Origin of the sequence: Sphingomonas trueperi (assembly GCF_040545965.1) — a bacterium.
GTDB classification, from domain to species: domain Bacteria; phylum Pseudomonadota; class Alphaproteobacteria; order Sphingomonadales; family Sphingomonadaceae; genus Sphingomonas; species Sphingomonas trueperi_C.
The window spans coordinates 1-18,129 of record NZ_JBEPMV010000001.1 but is presented as its reverse complement, the minus strand read 5'-3'; the positions used below and the strand labels follow the sequence as shown (position 1 = coordinate 18,129).

General features: G+C 67.0%; 15 protein-coding genes, 2 tRNA genes, 1 rRNA gene and 1 other RNA gene. 12 read left to right on the top strand and 7 right to left on the bottom strand.

Going from position 1 to position 18,129, the window contains the following annotated elements; genetic code table 11:
* Positions 1–108 precede the first annotated feature (108 nt).
* A complete protein-coding gene (locus ABIC35_RS00095; RefSeq protein WP_121078092.1) occupies positions 109–2,808 on the top strand; it encodes a TonB-dependent receptor in 2,700 nt (899 codons plus the stop codon).
* Positions 2,809–2,877: 69 nt separating this feature from the next.
* Here the strand turns inward: ABIC35_RS00095 and ABIC35_RS00090 are convergent, their stop codons facing one another.
* On the bottom strand, positions 2,878–3,687 hold the full coding sequence (locus ABIC35_RS00090; protein ID WP_121078090.1) for a LytTR family DNA-binding domain-containing protein: 810 nt from the start codon (positions 3,685–3,687) through the stop codon (positions 2,878–2,880).
* Positions 3,688–3,824: 137 nt separating this feature from the next.
* Between ABIC35_RS00090 and ABIC35_RS00085 the strand changes: the two genes are divergently transcribed.
* The gene (locus ABIC35_RS00085) at positions 3,825–4,328 is read left to right on the top strand and encodes a DUF2306 domain-containing protein (RefSeq protein ID WP_183049423.1); all 504 of its coding nucleotides are present in this window, start codon (positions 3,825–3,827) and stop codon (positions 4,326–4,328) included.
* On the opposite strand, the gene ABIC35_RS00080 is transcribed toward ABIC35_RS00085, so the two are convergent.
* Positions 4,321–5,796, bottom strand: a complete 1,476-nt coding sequence (locus tag ABIC35_RS00080; protein ID WP_121078086.1) for an FGGY family carbohydrate kinase — start codon at positions 5,794–5,796, stop codon at positions 4,321–4,323. The genes ABIC35_RS00085 and ABIC35_RS00080 overlap by 8 nt on opposite strands.
* A 130-nt stretch (positions 5,797–5,926) precedes the next feature.
* Here ABIC35_RS00080 and ABIC35_RS00075 point away from each other — a divergent pair, with 130 nt between their 5' ends.
* The 4 genes from ABIC35_RS00075 (at position 5,927) to ABIC35_RS00060 (ending at position 9,148) form a co-directional block, all read left to right on the top strand.
* Complete coding sequence (locus ABIC35_RS00075) at positions 5,927–7,147, top strand: AI-2E family transporter (RefSeq protein WP_436286767.1); 1,221 nt, start codon at positions 5,927–5,929, stop codon at positions 7,145–7,147.
* A gap of 46 nt (positions 7,148–7,193) precedes the next feature.
* Positions 7,194–7,270: transfer RNA gene (locus ABIC35_RS00070), tRNA-Asp, on the top strand.
* Positions 7,271–7,340: 70 nt separating this feature from the next.
* Positions 7,341–7,417: transfer RNA gene (locus tag ABIC35_RS00065), tRNA-Asp, on the top strand.
* Between the two features lie 84 nt (positions 7,418–7,501).
* The gene (locus tag ABIC35_RS00060; protein ID WP_121078083.1) at positions 7,502–9,148 is read left to right on the top strand and encodes a M28 family metallopeptidase; all 1,647 of its coding nucleotides are present in this window, start codon (positions 7,502–7,504) and stop codon (positions 9,146–9,148) included.
* Between the two features lie 166 nt (positions 9,149–9,314).
* On the opposite strand, the gene ABIC35_RS00055 is transcribed toward ABIC35_RS00060, so the two are convergent.
* The 5 genes from ABIC35_RS00055 to ABIC35_RS00035 form a co-directional block, all read right to left on the bottom strand.
* Complete coding sequence (locus ABIC35_RS00055; protein WP_121078081.1) at positions 9,315–9,524, bottom strand: DUF2842 domain-containing protein; 210 nt, start codon at positions 9,522–9,524, stop codon at positions 9,315–9,317.
* Positions 9,521–10,075 (bottom strand): 5-formyltetrahydrofolate cyclo-ligase, encoded by a 555-nt coding sequence (locus tag ABIC35_RS00050; RefSeq protein WP_183049500.1) that lies wholly within the window; start codon positions 10,073–10,075, stop codon positions 9,521–9,523. Before ABIC35_RS00050 ends, ABIC35_RS00055 begins: the two co-directional genes overlap by 4 nt.
* A 21-nt stretch (positions 10,076–10,096) precedes the next feature.
* Positions 10,097–10,256: non-coding RNA, 6S RNA (gene ssrS / locus ABIC35_RS00045), on the bottom strand.
* Positions 10,257–10,269: 13 nt separating this feature from the next.
* Positions 10,270–10,578, bottom strand: coding sequence for a cell division protein ZapA (locus tag ABIC35_RS00040; protein WP_121078079.1), 309 nt, complete (start codon positions 10,576–10,578; stop codon positions 10,270–10,272).
* Complete coding sequence (locus ABIC35_RS00035; RefSeq protein WP_354278132.1) at positions 10,578–10,805, bottom strand: hypothetical protein; 228 nt, start codon at positions 10,803–10,805, stop codon at positions 10,578–10,580. Before ABIC35_RS00035 ends, ABIC35_RS00040 begins: the two co-directional genes overlap by 1 nt.
* Before the next feature lie 135 nt (positions 10,806–10,940).
* Here ABIC35_RS00035 and tkt point away from each other — a divergent pair, with 135 nt between their 5' ends.
* From tkt to ABIC35_RS00005, 6 genes are all read left to right on the top strand, one after another.
* Positions 10,941–12,908, top strand: coding sequence for a transketolase (gene tkt / locus ABIC35_RS00030; RefSeq protein WP_121078075.1), 1,968 nt, complete (start codon positions 10,941–10,943; stop codon positions 12,906–12,908).
* A complete protein-coding gene (gene gap / locus ABIC35_RS00025) occupies positions 12,905–13,909 on the top strand; it encodes a type I glyceraldehyde-3-phosphate dehydrogenase (protein WP_121078073.1) in 1,005 nt (334 codons plus the stop codon). The genes tkt and gap overlap by 4 nt, the downstream gene beginning before the upstream one ends.
* A gap of 361 nt (positions 13,910–14,270) precedes the next feature.
* Complete coding sequence (locus ABIC35_RS00020) at positions 14,271–15,461, top strand: phosphoglycerate kinase (protein WP_121079504.1); 1,191 nt, start codon at positions 14,271–14,273, stop codon at positions 15,459–15,461.
* 296 nt (positions 15,462–15,757) lie between these two features.
* Positions 15,758–16,675, top strand: a complete 918-nt coding sequence (locus tag ABIC35_RS00015) for a class I fructose-bisphosphate aldolase (RefSeq protein WP_121078071.1) — start codon at positions 15,758–15,760, stop codon at positions 16,673–16,675.
* A gap of 142 nt (positions 16,676–16,817) precedes the next feature.
* On the top strand, positions 16,818–17,516 hold the full coding sequence (gene thiE / locus ABIC35_RS00010) for a thiamine phosphate synthase (RefSeq protein WP_121078069.1): 699 nt from the start codon (positions 16,818–16,820) through the stop codon (positions 17,514–17,516).
* 529 nt (positions 17,517–18,045) lie between these two features.
* Positions 18,046–18,129: ribosomal RNA gene (locus ABIC35_RS00005) — 16S ribosomal RNA — on the top strand; the annotation flags it as partial.

The following is an 18,129-nucleotide window of genomic DNA, read 5'->3' as shown; positions in this document are numbered from 1 at the left end:
CCACATAAAGCAACATACAATGTCACATACGCGTCATGAACCGAACCTAGGCGCCGCTGCGGGGCAGCCAGGGCAGGCAGGCCCCCACACGCCACAAGGGAGGGCATTATGGCATTCATCTATCGCGCGGCGCTCGCCGCGCTGGCCGTCGGCGCGAGCTGCATCTCGATGGCCGCCGCTGCGCAGGACGCAGTGTCGCAGGCCCAGGAAGACGGCGAGATCGTCGTCAACGGCTACATCGCCTCGCTCGCCAAGGCGCGCGATCTGAAGCGCGATTCGAACATCATGAAGGACGTGATCGTCGCCGAGGACATGGCGAAGTTCCCGGAACTCAACCTCGCCGAATCGATCCAGCGCCTGCCGGGCGTGGCGATCAACCGCGAGGCCGGCGAAGGCCGCCGCATCACGCTGCGCGGCCTCGGCCCCGATTTCACCCGCGTCCAGCTCAACGGCATGGAAGTGCTGGGCAATGTCGACTCGGCGATGGACAGCCGCGGCCAGCGCTCGCGCGACCGCGCCTTCGATTTCAACATCTTCGCCTCCGAGCTGTTCTCGCGCGTCGAGGTGGAGAAGAGCTACCAGGCCTCGCAGGCCGAGGGCGGCATGGCCGGCACCGTCGGCCTGTTCACCGCCAAGCCGCTTGAGCAGAAGCAGGGGCTGACCGGCGCGATCTCGGCCAAGCTCGGCACCAACAGCTACACCAAGGACGCGCAGCCGCGCGTCGCCGCGATGCTCAGCCAGAACTGGGGCGATCGCTTCGGCATCCTCCTCTCGGTCGCCTATTCGAAGCGCAAGACCGAGGAGCAGGGCTACAACACCTATTCGCCCACCCAACTGAGCGCGAGCCAGATTAGCAGCTACCTGGGCAAGGGCCTCGACATCTCGGCGCTAACCGCCGACCAGCAGGCCAAGTTCAAGTCGGGCGACCTGGTGTTCGCCTCGGGCAACCGCCTCTCGGTATGGGATGCCAAGCAGGAGCGGCTGGGCCTGACGCTCGCCACCCAGTGGCGTCCGGCGGACAATTTGCTGTTCACGATCGACGGGCTCCACGGCGAGTTCACCACCCATCGCGACGAATATCATCTGGCGACGCGGCCCGATAACACCTCGGGCTCGGTGATCTTCGATACCGGCTCGAAGATCAATTCGATCCACTGGGACAGCACCAACTTCGTCGATGCGATCAGCGTCGACAAGGCGACCTATGCCAGCGAGCATCGCCGCTCGCTCAACAAGAACAAGTTCAACCAGATCGCCCTGACCGGCAAGTGGGAAGCCAGCGACAGCCTGACCTTCGACGGCCATGTCGGCTATGAGGATTCGAAGTACACCACCCCGTATGACGACAAGCTGTACCTGCGCGCGCAGGGCGGCATGACCACTACCTACGACGCCGACGGCACCGGCGCGACCAACACCTATCGCTGGAATACCACCGATCCGGCCAACTACACGTTCAAGGAATTCTACTTCCGCGAATTCTGGAACAAGACCAGTCTGAAGGAGGGCGTGGGCAACGCCGCGCTGAAGCTGAACGAGGTCTTCACGCTGCGCGCCGGCGGCAGCTATCGCCGCTACGAGACCTCGGGCTCGGAAATCTACAATGACGGCCAGTTCCACGCGGTCACCGGCACGCCGGTCACGCCCTATGCGGTGGTGTTCAGCCAGAACAAGGCGGCGAGCTGGATCACCGGCGACTATGCCAAGGCGTTCGCGACCTACAACGCGGCGCACACCGTGGCGGGCGCGACCGATATCGAGAACACCTACAAGGTGATCGAGGCGACCACCGCCGGCTATGGCCAGCTCGAGTGGAACGCGCCCGTGGGCGGCATGCGCCTGCGCGGCAATATCGGCCTGCGGGCGTATTTCACCAATCTCGACAGCACCGGCTATGTCACCAACAGCAACGACACGCCGATCGGCACCAACGTCACCAGCTCGAGCTATTCGGGCGTGCTGCCGACGCTCAATGCCACGCTGGAAGTGACGCCGAGCTTCCTGATCCGCGTTGCCGCCGCCAAGAACATCAACCGTCCGGGCCTCAGCTCGGTCGCGGCCTCGGGCAGCGCCAATGCCGATAACGGCAAGATCACCGCGAGCATCGGCAACCCGAACCTCAAGCCGTACAAGGACAATTCGGTCGAAGCCTCGGCCGAATGGTATTTCGGCAAGATCGGCCTCGTCTCGCTGGGCGTGTTCCACAAGGACATCCGCAACCTGGTGGCCAGCCAGACGCTGCTGAACGTGCCCTACAGCAGCACCGGCCTGCCTACCTCGATGGTGCCGGGTGCGACGCCGAGCACGATCGTCGCCGAGTTCACCCAGCCGGTGAACCTCGCCAAGGCCTATGTCACCGGCGTCGAGATGGCCGCGCAGACCAACTTCACCTTCCTGCCGGCGCCGTTCGACAAGCTGGGCATGGCGGCGAACCTGACGCTGCTCGATTCCAACGCGCCTAACAAGGGCGTCGACAGCCCGATCCCGGGCCTGTCGAACACCAACGCCAACGCGACGCTCTATTACGAGACCAAGCGCTGGGGGATCCGGGGCTCGATGAACTATCGTTCGTCGTACCTGCGCACCGCCTATGACGGCAAGAACGCGGCCAGCAAGGATGGCTTCGACGGCACCGTCTATGTCGATGCCGCCGCCTTCTTCAACGTGACCGACCGGGTGCGGCTGACGCTCGACGCGATCAACCTCACCAACGAGACCGAGGTCCAGTACAACAGCATCTACCACCGCCTGCACAACGAAACGCGCAGCGGCACCACCTACTTCGCCGGCATCGGCGTGAAGTTCTGACGTTCCTCTCCCCGAGGATCCACCTGGCCGGCCTGGGGTTCGCCCCCGGGCCGGCCTTTTTTTGTGCTGTCAGGCGGCGGGCGGCTCGTCGCCCAGCCAGCCCTGCGCGCGCAGATCGGGCACGCTGGCGCGAGCGACCGGCACCTCTCGCCCGTCGACGAGCCGCAGCTTCCAGTTGCGATCCTGGCGGACGGCACCGGCCAACGCGCGCCGCGCAACCCACCAGCTGCGATGGACGCGCGCGCCCTGGCCCTCCAGCTGGGCGACGGCATCGCGCATCCGGATCAGCACCAGCGCGCTGCCCTGCGCCGTGTGCACGCGGACATAATGGTCCTCGTTTTCGAGGCAGAGGATCGGCCCGCGAAGATGGGGCGGCAGCTGGTCGAGCAGCGCGGGCAGGGCCTCCTCGGTCGCGTCGACAGCCGTGGTCGGTTGCGAATCGGGAAGCGGCGCGGCTGAGGGGCCGGGGGCGGCATCGGCTGGTACAGCGCTGCGCCCGGCGAGCAGCTGCACGATCGTCACCGTCGCACCGACGATCAGCGTTTGCAGATAGGCGCTGGCGAGATCGGCGCCGGTCACCGACCGCCATGTCGGGCCGGCGGCGACGAAGACGAAGATGATGCTGGTCGGGAATGCCCCGAACACGCAGGCCACGGCAATCGCGATGCGCCGCGACATCCCTGTCTGTCTAGCGAGCGCGCTCCCGGCGGCGATAACCGGGCGAAAGAAGATATACCCGGTGACGAGGTACAGCGCCCAATGCAGCAGGCGAGGGCCCAGCGGCGTTGCGTAGGATCCGAACGGCCCGAGCGCCGCCAGCACCAGGATCAGCCCGCCCAAAATGGCCAGCTCCGCGAGCAGTCTGCGCTTGCCGATCATGCGGCGTGCCCGTTCATGCTTCGCGAACGGTACACCCGCGCGCAGGAGGCACCTTTCGCGAAGCCGATTTCGCCATTCCCGCAAAGCCCCTCGCCCGCGACCGGGCCCGCGGCATGATGGCGGGAAAGGAGATACTGATGAACGACGTTGCACATCCCGGCTTCCTGCTCCCCTCGCGCGACCGGCTGATCGTCACCCTGGGCGTGATCGCCGGTGGTGCCATCCTGCTGGCCTTCGTGCATGGCCTTGCAAGCGGCGCCGTCGCCCGGTCAAGCATGCGCAACCTCTGGCTGGCCGTGCATCTCGTCGCCGTGCTGCCGGCGCTGCCGCTCGGCGCCTATGTGCTGCTCCGGCGCAAGGGCGATGCGCTGCACCGCATGCTCGGCAAGCTCTGGGCGGCGCTGATGCTGGTCGCGGCGGTGTCCAGCTTCGGGTTGCGCGGCATGACCGGCAGCCTCAGCCCGATCCATTTGCTGTCGGTGGTGGTGCTGGTGATGATCCCGCGCGGTATTGTGCTCGCCCGCCGCCACCGGATCGAGGCGCACCGCCGGGTGATGTCGCTCACTTATCTCGGGTTGGCAGCCGCCGGGCTGTTCACGCTGCTCCCCGGCCGGCTGCTGGGCAGCTGGCTGTTCAGCTGATGGCCGGCGCGGCCACGACGCGCGCGAGCGCATCCCGCCACCCCGCCAGCCGCGCCGCCCGCACGCCGGGCTCCATCTGCGGCTCGAAGGTGCGGATCGTGCCGCGCATCATTGCCGCATCGTCGAGGCTGTCGAACATGCCGCAGCCCAGCCCCGCCAGCATTGCCGCGCCCAGCGACGTGGTCTCTGCGAAGTCCGGCCGATCAACGGGGAGGGCAAGGATGTCAGCCAAATCCTGCGCGATCCAGTCGTTGGTGATCATGCCCCCGTCGACGCGCAGCCGGCCCCATTGCGCGCCATCGGCGGCGAACGCGGTTTCGAGGTCATGGCTCTGGTGCGCCATCGCCTCCAGCGCCGCGCGGACGATGTGCGCGCGCCCGGAGGAAAAGCTGAGCCCGGAGATTGCCGCCCGCGCGTCCGGCTCCCACCAGGGCGCGCCGAGGCCCGTGAGGGCCGGCACGCAATAGACGCCGCCATTGTCGGACACCGAGCGCGCGATCGCCTCGCTTTCGGGCGCGGTGGTAATCAGCCCCAGCGAATCGCGCAGCCACTGGACCAGGCTGCCGGCCACGAACACCGATCCCTCCAGCGCATAGGTGCGCCGCCCGCCCAGCTGCCACAGCACCGTCGCCAACAGCCGGTGGCGCGAGCGGGGCTGGAGCGTGCCGGCGTTGGTGAGCACGAAGGCGCCGGTGCCAAAGGTTGCCTTGGTGTCGCCTGGGGTCAGGCAGGCCTGGCCGATTGTCGCCGCCTGCTGGTCGCCGGCGAGCCCGCAGATCGGGATCGCCCCGCCGAATGCCTTGGTCACCCCGAACCGGCCGGCGCAATCAACGATCTCGGGCAGCGCCGCGCGGGGCACGCAGAATTGCTCGACCAGCCCATCGCTCCAACCGCCGCTGCCCAGCCCCATCAGCAGCGTGCGCGAGGCGTTGGTCGCATCGGTGACGTGGAGCCCGCCGGTGAGCTTCCACACCAGCCAGCTCTCCACCGTGCCGATCGCCAGCCGATCGCCCAACGCCTTGAGGTGCGGCCAGTTTGTCATCGCCCAGGCGATCTTGGTGCCGGAGAAATAGGGGTCGAGCAGCAGCCCGGTACGGGCCTGGATGCCCGGTTCCTCGCCTGCTTCCCGCATCGCCTGGCACAAGGGCGCGGTGCGCCGGTCCTGCCAGCTGATCGCGGGGGCAAGCGGCTCGCCGGTCGCCTTGTCCCAGAACACCACCGTCTCGCGCTGGTTGGTGATGCCGATGGCGGCGATTCGCTGCGGGCCGCCCGCCAGCGACACCATCGCCGCGGCGCAGGCATGGCTCTGCCGCCAGATCTCGGCCGCGTCATGCTCGACGAGGCCGGGCCCGGGATAATGCTGCGTCAGTTCTGCAGATCTACTCGCAACACATTGGCCGGAAGGCGTGAAGAGCATCGCCCGAGTCGAGGTGGTGCCCTCGTCGATCACCAGAAGCAATTCGGCCATGCAATTGAGGCTAGCTGGCAACAGATGCCGCCGCAATTGCGCCGTGTTAGAGCCTTGCATTGCCGCAACACAATCGCGCCTCTACACTGTACCAGAAGGGGATTTTTGCGTGGACCAGCGTACCGGGACGATGGGTGGAGACGGCGGCGGGGCGGGGGGCGTTCCCGATCCGATCGCGGCCGCCGATCTGCCGGAGGACTGGCAGGGCGAGGAGCCCGCGCCCAGCCTGCGCCGCGACCGGCTGATGGCCGCCTTGGTGCTGATCGCCGGCATGGGGCTGGTGCTGGCGCTGCCGTTCGCGCTCCAGGCGGGCGCGCGCTTCTTCCTGCCGGTCACTGCCTCGCTGGTGATCGCGATCGCGCTGGTGCCGTTGCTCGAATGGCTGGAGCGGCACCGGCTGCCCGCGCCGATCGCCTCGTTCATCTGCGTGCTGCTGTTCCTCACCGCGGCGAACGTCGCGCTCGCCTCGATCGTGGTGCCGGCCTGGCAGTGGATCCGCCGGCTGCCCGAGAGCATTCCCAAGATCCAGCACAATCTGGAACCGCTGATCCGCTTCTATTCGAACCTCGAGCGGTTCGTGAACAAGACGCTCAACAACTTCGCCTCGGCGCCCGTCCGCCAGCCGGTGGTGCAGGCCGCCCAGCCGCCGACGTCGCTGATGGACCTGTTCACCACCTCCGCCCCGTCGGCGCTGATCGAGATGTTCTTCGCGATTCTCGTCATCTACTTCTTCCTAGCCGGCTGGACCCGGCTGCGCCGCCGCGCGATCACCAGCCGCGCCAGCTTCGGCGGCGCGATGGCGACGGCGAGGGTGATCCAGGACGTGGTCGACGATACCTCGGCCTATCTGGGCACGATCACGCTGATCAACGTCACGCTCGGCCTGATCGTCGCGGGCGCGCTGTGGCTGATGGGCATGCCGACGCCGCTGATGTGGGGCGGCCTCGTCGCGCTGCTCAACTACATCCCGTACATCGGGCCCGTCATCGCGGCGCTGCTGCTCGCGGTGGGTGGCCTGATGTCCTATGCCGATATCGGTACGGCGATGGTGCCCCCGGCGATCATGATCGCCGCGCACCTCGTAGAGGCCAATGTCGTGACGCCGCTGATCGTCGGCCACCGGCTGACCATCAACCCGATCATGATCCTGATCTCGCTGAGCTTCTGGGGATGGGTGTGGGGCACCACCGGCGCGCTGCTGGCGGTGCCGCTGCTGATCATCATCCAGACCGTGCTCAACGCCGCGGGCAAGCCCGATATCGCCGGTTTCCTGTTCGAGCAGGGCACGCTGGTGCGCGATCCTTCGGACATTCGTTCGCGTCGTCGCGCGAACCTCGATCAATCCGGTTGACAGCCTGAAAACACGCGGCTAGGTGCCGCCTCCTCGCTTGGCTCAAGCGGGTGTAGCTCAGTTGGTTAGAGCGCCGGCCTGTCACGCCGGAGGTCGCGGGTTCGAGCCCCGTCACTCGCGCCACTCGCCTTGCGGGACTCCAGATGGAATCCGGCGGCGATTGGCCGTCCAAGATTTCCTCGCTTGGTAGCAAGCGGGTGTAGCTCAGTTGGTTAGAGCGCCGGCCTGTCACGCCGGAGGTCGCGGGTTCGAGCCCCGTCACTCGCGCCATGCGGCGCATCTCCCCGGAAATGCGGGACATGCGCGCAGGCCAGGCCTTTGCAGGCCCTCTCTCTTCTGCGCTAAGCCGCTGCGATGATCCGCACTTCCGTTCGCGCGCTCGCGCTGCTCCTCGCCACCACCGCTCTCCCTGCAACGGCCCAGATCGCTGCCGATTCGTCGCGAATCGAACAGACGGTCCGCACGCTTGCCTCGGATTCGTTCGAGGGCAGGGCGCCGGGTACCCGCGGCGAGGACCGCACCCTCGGCTATCTGGTCGCGCGATTCGAGGCGCTGGGGCTGGAGCCGGCAGGTCCGGACGGCCAGTGGCTCCAGAAGGTGCCGCTGCTCCACACCCGCCTGGGCGCGCCCGCGACGCTGCGATTCGACGGCCCCAGGGGCGCGATGCCGGTCGAGCAGGCCAAGGATCTCTACGTCTCGACGATTCGCCCCGACGCCGCCGCGCGAATCGCGAACGCCCCGGTGGTGTTCGTCGGCTATGGCGTCACCGCGCCGGAGCGGCAGTGGGACGACTTCAAGGGCGTTGACCTGAAGGGCAAGGTCGCGGTGTTCCTGGTCAACGATCCGGACTTTTCCGCCGAAAAGGGCGAGCCTGTCGCCGGCAAGTTCGGCGGGCGGACGATGACCTATTATGGCCGCTGGACCTACAAGTTCGAGGAAGCCGCCCGGCGCGGCGCGGTGGGCGCGCTGATCGTCCATGACACGCCCGGCGCCGGCTATGGCTGGAACGTCGTTGTGAGCAGCGGCGGCGAGAATTACGACATCGTCCGCAAGCCCGAGGATCTGACCAGCGTGGCGCTGCAGGGCTGGCTGGAAGGCGGGGCGGCGACGCGGCTGTTCGCCGCCGCCGGGCTCGATCTCGCCAAGCTGCGGGTCGAAGCGCGCAAGGCGAGCTTCCGGCCGGTGCCGCTGGAAGGCGTCCGCTTCACCGCCGACGTGCCGGTCACCGCCGAGCAGGTCGACAGCTACAACGTGCTGGCGAAGATTCCCGGCAGCGAACGGCCCGACGAGGCGGTCATGTTCGGCGCGCACTGGGACGCGTACGGCGTCGGCAAGCCCGATGCGAAGGGCCGCATCTATCGCGCGGGCGCCAACGACGATGCGCTGGGCATCGCTGGGCTGCTCGAGATCGCGCGGAGCATGAAGGCGGGACCGGCGCCCAAGCGCAGCGTCGTCTTCGCCGCCTGGACGGCGGAGGAGCGGGGGCTGCTCGGCTCGCTTTATTATACCCAGCATCCGGTGGTGCCGATGGCCAAGACCGTCGCCAACCTGACGCTCGACATCCTGCAGACCGCGGGGCTCGCCAACGACGTGGTGCTCGTCGGCAAGGGGCAGAACACGCTGGAGGACGACATGGCGCGGGTTGCGGCGACGCAAGGGCGGCGGGTGACGCCGGAGGGGCTGCCCGAGCGCGGGCTGTTCTACCGGGCGGACCATTTCTCCTTCGCCAAGCAGGGCGTGCCGACGCTGCTGCTGATGGGCATCGCGGGGGCCTCGGACCTGAAGCAGGGCGGGGTGGCTGCCGGGCAGGCGTGGATCGATGCCTATACCGGGCAGTGCTACCACCAGGCGTGTGATGCCTGGGGGCCGGACTGGAACCTTGCCGGGGCGGTGCAGGATATCGATCTGCTCGGCACGATCGGGGCGGAACTGGCGAACGGGACGGCTTGGCCGACATGGAAGGCGGGGTCCGAGTTCAAGGCGGTGCGAGAGCGGCGCTGAGGCAAGCCCCCTCCACCACCGCCTTCGGCGGCGGTCCCCCTCCCCCGCTGCGCGGGAGAGGAAACGGCAAAGGGCAGCGGCGCTAGAATAGCATTTCCTCTCCCGCGCAAGCGGGGGAGGGGGACCGCGCCGCGTTAGCGGCGTGGTGGAGGGGGCACCCCGCGCCTCACGCCCGCCAGCGCCCCGTCTCCATCCAGCGCAGCAGCGGCTTGAGCGGCAGGATCCACACGATCCCCAGCGCGAGATACACCAAGGTCTGCACCAGGATCGGCAGCCGCCCGATCTGTCCCGAGAAGCTCGCGACCAGCACAACCCAAACCAGGATCAGCCCGATGATCGCCAGCGCGCCGGCGGGTTTGCGCCAGCTCGGGCTCATGGCTCGGCGTGCCAGCGCATGCCCTGTTCGGTCACCACGGCGTGGAGCGGCACGTCCCAGATATCAGCGGGCAAAGCAGGCACTTCCTGGGCGGACCAGGCCACGCCCACCCGCCACGCCTTCTCGAAGCGCGCAAACGCGCGGTCGTAATGCCCGGCACCTTGGCCGAGGCGGTTGAGCCGTGGGTCATAGCCGATCAGCGGCGTCAGGATCACGTCCGGCGCCACCTCGGGACTGGCGGCATCCGGCTGGCGCAGTCCGAAGGGGCCGGCGACCAGCGGTGCGCCCATTTCCCAGGCGAGGAAGCGGATCGGCGCGGCACGATCGATCACGTGCGGCAGCGCCAGCGCACAACCGCGCTCGGCGGCGGCGGCGGCGAGCTGGGTCGGGTCGGCCTCGCTGCCCACCGGGCAATAGGTGGCGACGATCAGCCCCGGCGTCAGCCGCTCGACAAAGGCTTCGGGTGCACGGATCGCGGTGCTCGATTCCGCCGCGAACAGGTCGCGCGCGGCGCGAAGTCGCGCCCGGAGGGCGGGCTTGTCGCTCAGCATCGGATCTGCGGGCAAGGTGTGACGGGAACCACCATGGGCCGTTGGCCTGAATATCCACCGACGCACAGAACGTCAGGTGGGAACCATGTGTTGCAGACCAGGATCTGCACAGGGACAGCTCCCATGGATGAAGATTATAGCCTCAGGGATAATTGCTAAGGCTCGCACCGGGCAGTTCCCGCCACGGTCCTAATCTAGGACGTCGCGTCGCTTTCCTCAAGGGCCGATGCGACGGCTTCGAGCCGATCGGCGATCCGCTCCAACAGCCCGTCGGGAACCGCGGGGGCGGGGGCCGGCTTCTTCTCCGCTTCGTCCAGCGCGTCGGCAAGGATCAGCGCGAGATAGAGCAGGGTGCGCTCGCCGCTTTGCCCGCCGGCGGCGCGCAGCGCGGCATCGGCATGGCTGCCGATCCGGGCCTCGAGTTCGCGCAGATGCGGCATGTCCTCGTCGCGTGCGGACACCGAATAGCTGCGCCCGGCGACCTGGAGCGTGATCTCCGCCATCAGCCCTGCTCCTCTTCCGCCGTGTCGGTGTCGTCACCGGCCAGCTGTGCCTCGAGCTCGCGCTCGCGGGCGATCAGCGCATCGAGATCGACCAGCGCCGACTCGATCCGGGCGCGCAGCGTTGCATTGCGGGTCTCAAGCTTGGCGCGCACCTGCGACTGCGCGGCCGCGGCGACCTCGATACGCTTCAGCGCTCGCTCGATACGATCTGCTACTAAGTCGGACATTATCCTGCCGGATAGCATGGTTCGCCGCAGCGGCAAGGGCAGCAGGGTTAATGCAAGTCGTAACGCCTGCGCCGAACGGTTGACGCGGAAGCCCGGTGCTTCCAAAGGCGTGCGCGACCAAACGGGGAATATCACGTGACAGCATCCTTCGCCGATTGCGCAAATGCGATCCGCGCGCTCTCCATGGACGCGGTGGAAGCCGCCAATTCGGGTCACCCCGGCATGCCGATGGGCATGGCCGACGTCGCGACCGTCCTCTTCCAGAACTATCTGAAGTTCGATCCGGCCGATCCGGCCTGGCCCGATCGCGATCGCTTCGTGCTGTCGGCCGGCCATGGCTCGATGCTGCTCTATTCGCTGCTGCACCTGACCGGCTATGCCCGCCCGACGCTGGAGGACATCAAGAATTTCCGCCAGATCGGCAGCCCCTGCGCCGGCCACCCCGAGAATTTCGAGCTGGCGGGCGTCGAATGCACCACCGGCCCGCTGGGCCAGGGTCTGGCGATGGCGGTCGGCATGGCGATCGCCGAGCGGCACCTGAACGCCACCTTCGGCGACGATCTGGTCGATCACCGCACCTGGGTGATCGCCGGCGACGGCTGCCTGATGGAAGGCATCAACCACGAAGCGATCGGCATCGCCGGGCACCTCAAGCTCAACCGCCTGATCGTGCTGTGGGACGCCAACAACATCACCATCGATGGCCCGGTCTCGCTGTCGTCGGTCGAGGATATCCCTGCACGCTACCGCGCGACCGGCTGGCACGTCGTCGAGTGCGATGGTCATGACGCGGCGGACATCACCCGCGCGCTCGACGAGGCGATCGCCAGCGACAAGCCGGTGCTGGTCAAGTGCCGCACGATCATCGGCAAGGGCGCGCCGAACAAGCAGGGCTCGTCCAAGGTCCATGGCTCGCCGCTCGGCAAGGACGAAGTCGCCGCAGCGCGCGCCGCGCTCGGCTGGACGCATCCGGCGTTCGAGATCCCGCAGGACATCCGCGATGCCTGGCTCGCCGCCGGCGCCCGCGGCGCAGCGCCGCACGCCGCCTGGAAGCAGCGCCTTGCCGCGCATCCGGATCGCCTCGGCTGGGAACGCCGCGGCGACGTGCCGGCGGACCTGCTCCGTCCGCATGTCGAGCAGCTGCTCGCCAATCCGCAAAAGGTCGCGACCCGCAAGGCGTCGGAGCTGGCGCTGGAAGCGGTCAACGCGATCCTCGACGAGACCATCGGCGGCTCGGCCGATCTCACCGGCTCGAACAACACGCTGACCAAGGGGCTGCAGCGGCTGGACGCCGACAATTACGGCGGCCGCTACGTCAATTACGGCATCCGCGAATTCGGCATGGCCGCGGCGATGAACGGCATGGCGCTGCACGGGGGCGTGATCCCCTATGGCGGCACCTTCCTCGTCTTCGCCGACTATGCCCGCGCGGCGATCCGCCTCTCGGCGCTCCAGCACGCCCGCGTCGTCTATGTGATGACGCACGATTCGATCGGCCTCGGCGAGGACGGCCCGACCCACCAGCCGGTCGAGCACCTCATGAGCCTGCGCGTCATCCCCAATCTCGACGTCTGGCGCCCGTGCGACGTCGTCGAGACCGCCGAGGCGTGGGAAGCAGCACTCGCCAAGACCGACGGTCCCGCGCTGATCGCGCTCAGCCGGCAGAACCTGCCGCAGCTGCGCACCGAAGCCGCCGAGAACCGCTCGGCCCGCGGCGCCTATGCGCTGCTGGAGGCGGAAGCCCCGCGCAAGGTGGTGGTCTATGCCACCGGCTCGGAAGTCGAGATCGCCGTCGCCGTGCGCGAGGCGCTGGAAGCCCAGGGCATCGGCACCGACGTCGTCTCGGTCCCGTGCTTCGAGCGCTTCGATGCGCAGGACGCCGCCTATAAGCGCGACATCCTGCCGCAAGATGCACTCAAGGTGTCGATCGAGGCTGGCACCACCTTCGGCTGGGAGCGCTATACCGGAAACGATGGTTTGCGCTTCGGCGTGGATAGCTTCGGCGCTTCGGGTCCCTATCTAAAGCTCTACGAACATTTCGGTCTCACTGCGGACGCCATCGTTCCGCAGATCATCGCTAAGCTGAACGGAGAACAGGCATGACCAAGGTTGCGATCAACGGTTTCGGACGTATCGGCCGGTTGGTGGCACGCGCGATCCTCGAGCGCCCGGAAAGCGGCCTCGAGCTGGTCACGATCAACGACCTGTCGGACGCCAAGTCGAACGCCTGGCTGTTCTCGCGTGACAGCATCCACGGCAAGTATCCGGGCACGGTCGAAGCCGACGGCAACGACATCGTCGTCGACGGCAAGCGCATCAAGGTGACCGCCGAGCGCGATCCCGCCAACCTGCCGCACGCCGAGAACGGCGTCGACATCGTGCTCGAATGCACCGGCTTCTTCACCAAGCGTGAAGATGCCCAGAAGCACCTCGACGCCGGCGCCAAGAAGGTGCTGATCTCGGCCCCGGGCAAGAATGTCGATCTCACCGTCGTCTACGGCGTGAACCACGACAAGCTGACTGCCGAGCACACCATCGTCTCGAACGCGTCGTGCACCACCAACTGCCTGGCGCCGGTCGCCAAGGTTCTCAACGACGCGATCGGCATCGAGCGCGGCCTGATGACCACGGTCCACGCCTATACCAACGACCAGAAGATCCTCGACCAGATCCACCCGGACCTGCGTCGTGCGCGCGCCGCCGCGATGTCGATCATCCCGACCACGACGGGCGCTGCCCGCGCGGTCGGTGAGGTGCTGCCGGAGCTCAAGGGCAAGCTCGACGGTTCGGCCGTCCGCGTGCCGGTGCCGGACGGCAGCCTTGTCGACCTGACCTTCATGCCGAAGCGCGACACCTCGGTCGAGGAAGTCAATGCGGTGCTGAAGGCGGCCTCGGAGAGCGGCCCGCTCAAGGGCGTGCTGGTCTACACCGCCGATCCGATCGTCTCGGCCGACATCGTGCACACCCCGGCCTCGTCGACCGTCGACAGCCTGGAAACCGCAGTGATCGACGGCAAGCTCGTCCGCGTGGTCAGCTGGTACGACAATGAGTGGGGCTTCTCGAACCGCATGGTCGACACCGCGACCGTGATGGCCGGGCTCTAAGACTGAAGTCCTCCGCTTCGGCGGAGGGCACTTTCTAAATTCTCCTCCCGCTCGCGGGAGGGGCTAGGGGAGGGGAGGACGGCTGCACGGGCGATCGGCCCGAGGATCAGCCCCTCCCATCTTCAAGGCGGCCTTCGTGTCGCTGGGCAGCGCTTCCTCTGTCATCCCGGCGAAAGCCGGGATCCATTCGTCACTCCGGCGAGGCAGGAGCGAAGACGTCCAGGCCAATGGATCCCGGCTTGCGCCGGGATGACGATGGTGGGGCGGGGGCGGCACGGCGAACGATGGCACAGGCGCAGGATGCGAGCGTGCCGCCGACAGGATGCCGCTCGCGCAGATATTCAAAAGCGAGGGGTTCAGCATGGCGCGCACTTTCAAGACGCTCGACGACATGGGCGATATCACCGGCAAGCGGGTGCTGGTCCGCGAGGACCTCAACGTGCCGATGGCCGACGGCAAGGTGAGCGACGACACGCGCCTGCGCGCCGCGATCCAGACGGTGGCCGAACTGGCCGACCGCGGCGCCAAGGTGCTGATCCTCGCGCATTTCGGCCGCCCCAAGGGCAATCCCAATCCCGAATTCTCGCTCTCGCAGGTCGTCAAGCCGCTCGAGCAGGTGCTGGGTCGCTCGGTCCGCTATATCGACTGGGAGGGCGACGCTGCCTCGGTCGCGACGCTCAATGACGGCGACATCGCGCTCCTCGAGAATACTCGCTTCTTCGGCGGTGAAGAGAAGAACGACCCCGCCGTGGTTGATCGCTTCGCCGCGCTCGGCGACCTCTATGTCAACGACGCCTTCTCGGCCGCGCACCGCGCGCATGCCTCGACCGAGGGCCTAGCCCACAAGCTGCCTGCGTTCGCCGGCCGCCAGATGGAAGCCGAGCTCGACGCGCTCGACAAGGCGCTGGGCAACCCCGAGCATCCGGTGGCAGCCGTGGTCGGGGGCGCCAAGGTCTCGACCAAGCTCGATGTGCTCAAGCACCTCGTGGCACGCGTCGATCATCTGATCATCGGCGGCGGCATGGCCAACACCTTCCTCGCCGCGCGCGGCGTCGATGTCGGCAAGAGCCTGTGCGAGCATGACCTCACCGGCACCGCCGAGGAGATCATGGACGCAGCGGACGCCGCGGGCTGCACCGTCCACCTGCCGTACGACGTGGTGGTGGCCAAGGAATTCCGCGCCAACCCGCCGGTGCGCACGGTCAACGTCCACGAAGTCGCGGCGGACGAGATGATCCTCGATGTCGGCCCCGCCGCCACCGAGGCGCTCGCCGACGTGCTCAAGACCTGCAAGACGCTGGTGTGGAACGGCCCGCTCGGCGCGTTCGAGATCCCGCCCTTCGACGCGGCGACCGTCTCGCTCGCCCGCACCGCGGCGGCGCTTACCAAGGAAAGCCAGCTCGTCTCGGTTGCCGGCGGCGGCGACACGGTGGCGGCGCTCAACCAAGCCGGCGTCGGCGGCGAGTTCAGCTTCGTCTCGACCGCGGGCGGCGCCTTCCTCGAATGGATGGAAGGCAAGGAACTTCCCGGCGTCGCCGCACTGGCGCGCTGAGGCAGTCTTCACCGACAGGGAAGGGCGGGACGCGACGGCGTTCCCGCCCTTTTTGTTTGCACGGGCAAGGCGATTCTCTCGGCTTCGCTGGGCTGTCGGTGGTTCGATGCAGTGGTACCGCGTCAATAAGACAGCTTATACGAACCAAAGAAGTACCAATTCCGCGGCAGGTGCTTGAGCTGTTACGCAGCTGCGGAAATAGTTTTGCTCCGCAGCAACTCGGCAACGTTGTCAGCCTTTTCGTAAGGGAAGGGGCGCGATACGGACCCTTCGGTATCACCATCCAGAGGGACATCATGGGCATCACACCGGCCGTCAAAGCGATCCTCGACAATTACGGCTCCGACAATCCGGGGGTGAAGGCGAACCTCGCGCGCATCCTGATGCAGGGCAAGCTCGGCGGCACCGGCAAGCTGATCATCCTGCCGGTCGACCAGGGCTTCGAGCACGGCCCGGCGCGCAGCTTCTCGGTCAATCCCGACGCCTATGATCCGCACTATCATTTCCAGCTCGCGATCGACGCCGGTCTTTCGGCCTATGCCGCCCCGCTCGGCATGATCGAGGCGGGCGCCGACACCTTTGCCGGCCAGATCCCGACCATCCTCAAGGTCAACAGCTCGAACAGCTGGGCGACGGGCATCGACCAGGCGGTGACCGGCGGCGTCGACGACGCGCTGCGCCTCGGCTGCTCGGCGATCGGCTTCACCATCTATCCGGGCGCCGACGGCGTGTTCGAGATGATGGAAGAGATCAAGGAAATGCGCGCCCAGGCCGCTTCGGTCGGGATCGCGACGGTGATCTGGTCCTATCCGCGCGGCGGCAAGCTCAGCAAGGAAGGCGAACTGGCGCTCGACGTCGGCGCCTATGCCGCGCACATGGCGGCGCTGCTCGGCGCGCACATCATCAAGGTGAAGCTGCCCGCCGCGAACATCGAGCAGGCCGAGGCCAAGAGGCTCTATGAGGGCACCGACTGGTCCAACCAGGCCGACCGCGTGCGCCATGTCGTGCAGAGCTGCTTCGCCGGCCGCCGCATCGTCGTCTTCTCGGGCGGCGCGTCGAAGGGCGCGGATGCGGTGTACCAGGACGCCCGCGACATTCTCGCCGGCGGCGGCCAGGGTTCGATCATCGGCCGCAACACCTTCCAGCGCCCGCGCGCCGAAGCGCTGGCGATGCTCGACAAGCTGGTGACGATCTACAAGGGCGAGGAGGCCTGAAACCTGCCCCGGCGGCGCCGACGGGTTCGCCCGGACGGCGCCGCCGCATAACTGCCGCTGCTTGACCCCGAAGGACAGGGGGTGGAAGGCCCGTCGACAAAGGCGGTAGCATTCCGCCGACATTTCAGCAGCGGAGTATCCCATGTCCGAACCCTTCGAAGATCTCGAAGACGAAGCGAACCTCGAAGGCTTTGCCGAGAAATTCGTCCGCGACGATCGTCGCCCGCCCTGCCAGCTCTATCTGATCTCGCCGCTCGACGTGACCGGCGGCTTTGCCGACCGCCTGCGCCGCGCACTCGATGCCGGTCCGGTCGCCGCCTTCCAGTTCCGAGTGAAGGATGTCGACCAGCACCAGGCCGCCAAGCTTGCCGAGCCGCTGCAGCGCATCTGCGCCGATGCCGAGGTCGCCTTTATCGTCAACGACAGCGTCAGCCTCGCCAAGCGTCTCGGCGCAGACGGCGTGCATCTGGGGCAGGGGGATGGCGATGCGCGCGAGGCGCGCGTGATCCTCGGTCCCAATGTCCAGATCGGCGTGACCTGCCACGACAGCCGGCATCTGGCGATGGAAGCAGGCGAGGCGGGGGCCGACTATGTCGCGTTCGGCGCCTTCTATCCAACGACCACCAAGACCGCCGAGCATCGCCCCGAGCCGGTGATCCTGTCCTGGTGGTCGGCGCTGTTCGAGATCCCCTGCGTCGCGATCGGCGGAATCACCCCGGCCGATGCGAGCCCGCTGGTGCAGGCGGGCGCGGACTTCCTTGCCGTGAGCCATGCCGTCTGGGGTGGGGATGAAGCCGAAGCAGTGCGTGCCTTCGCCGCGATTCAGGGGATGCAGGGCTGATTCTGGCGCGATTCGCCGCTGATTCGGCGGGAATGGTCATCAAACGGTCATTCCCGCCGGGATCATCGGGGTTCAAAAACCGCAGATTTCTGCGGATTTCAGGGCTGCCTGTCACGAAAACGACAGAAAGTTTCATTTTCTCGTTGACGGTGTTGGGAACCGCGCATAGAAGCCACTCCACCGACGCGGTGCTCCTCACCGGAACGCAGCGACGGTCACCGAAATTCAGGCGCAGCGGCCGCCCCGAGAAAAAGGGGAAAGGCGCAGCGTCGATTTTTGTCGCTCTTTGACATTGTTGGTTTAGATGAAGGGACATGTGGGCGGCGGCTCCGGGTCTTGCAGCTTCTAGGTGCAAGGTGCTCGGTAAAAGCCAAGCCGTTTCATACATGTCCTTACACGTTTCCATACGTGGAAGCTGTTTGGTTGGGTTTCGGCCTGATTAAATGGTTTCACAAGAATGTGCAGGAACGGCTCCTAGAAATGAGCTGCTGCATGGTCGCACATTCCGGCGGCTATGTGGTGGAACATCAAACTTGAGAGTTTGATCCTGGCTCAGAACGAACGCTGGCGGCATGCCTAACACATGCAAGTCGAACGAGATCTTCGGATCTAG

Excerpts from the sequence above, each read along its gene's own strand:
- ABIC35_RS00085 (WP_183049423.1), top strand. The coding sequence starts at position 3,825 with ATGAACGACGTTGCACATCCCGGCTTCCTGCTCCCCTCGCGCGACCGG.
- ABIC35_RS00055 (WP_121078081.1), bottom strand. The coding sequence starts at position 9,524 with ATGAGCCCGAGCTGGCGCAAACCCGCCGGCGCGCTGGCGATCATCGGG.
- ABIC35_RS00080 (WP_121078086.1), bottom strand. The coding sequence starts at position 5,796 with ATGGCCGAATTGCTTCTGGTGATCGACGAGGGCACCACCTCGACTCGG.
- ABIC35_RS00050 (WP_183049500.1), bottom strand. The coding sequence starts at position 10,075 with ATGCTGAGCGACAAGCCCGCCCTCCGGGCGCGACTTCGCGCCGCGCGC.
- ABIC35_RS00095 (WP_121078092.1), top strand. The coding sequence starts at position 109 with ATGGCATTCATCTATCGCGCGGCGCTCGCCGCGCTGGCCGTCGGCGCG.
- ABIC35_RS00040 (WP_121078079.1), bottom strand. The coding sequence starts at position 10,578 with ATGGCGGAGATCACGCTCCAGGTCGCCGGGCGCAGCTATTCGGTGTCC.
- ABIC35_RS00015 (WP_121078071.1), top strand. The coding sequence starts at position 15,758 with ATGGGCATCACACCGGCCGTCAAAGCGATCCTCGACAATTACGGCTCC.
- ABIC35_RS00090 (WP_121078090.1), bottom strand. The coding sequence starts at position 3,687 with ATGATCGGCAAGCGCAGACTGCTCGCGGAGCTGGCCATTTTGGGCGGG.
- gap (WP_121078073.1), top strand. The coding sequence starts at position 12,905 with ATGACCAAGGTTGCGATCAACGGTTTCGGACGTATCGGCCGGTTGGTG.
- thiE (WP_121078069.1), top strand. The coding sequence starts at position 16,818 with ATGTCCGAACCCTTCGAAGATCTCGAAGACGAAGCGAACCTCGAAGGC.
- ABIC35_RS00035 (WP_354278132.1), bottom strand. The coding sequence starts at position 10,805 with ATGTCCGACTTAGTAGCAGATCGTATCGAGCGAGCGCTGAAGCGTATC.
- ABIC35_RS00075 (WP_436286767.1), top strand. The coding sequence starts at position 5,927 with ATGGGTGGAGACGGCGGCGGGGCGGGGGGCGTTCCCGATCCGATCGCG.
- ABIC35_RS00060 (WP_121078083.1), top strand. The coding sequence starts at position 7,502 with ATGATCCGCACTTCCGTTCGCGCGCTCGCGCTGCTCCTCGCCACCACC.
- ABIC35_RS00020 (WP_121079504.1), top strand. The coding sequence starts at position 14,271 with ATGGCGCGCACTTTCAAGACGCTCGACGACATGGGCGATATCACCGGC.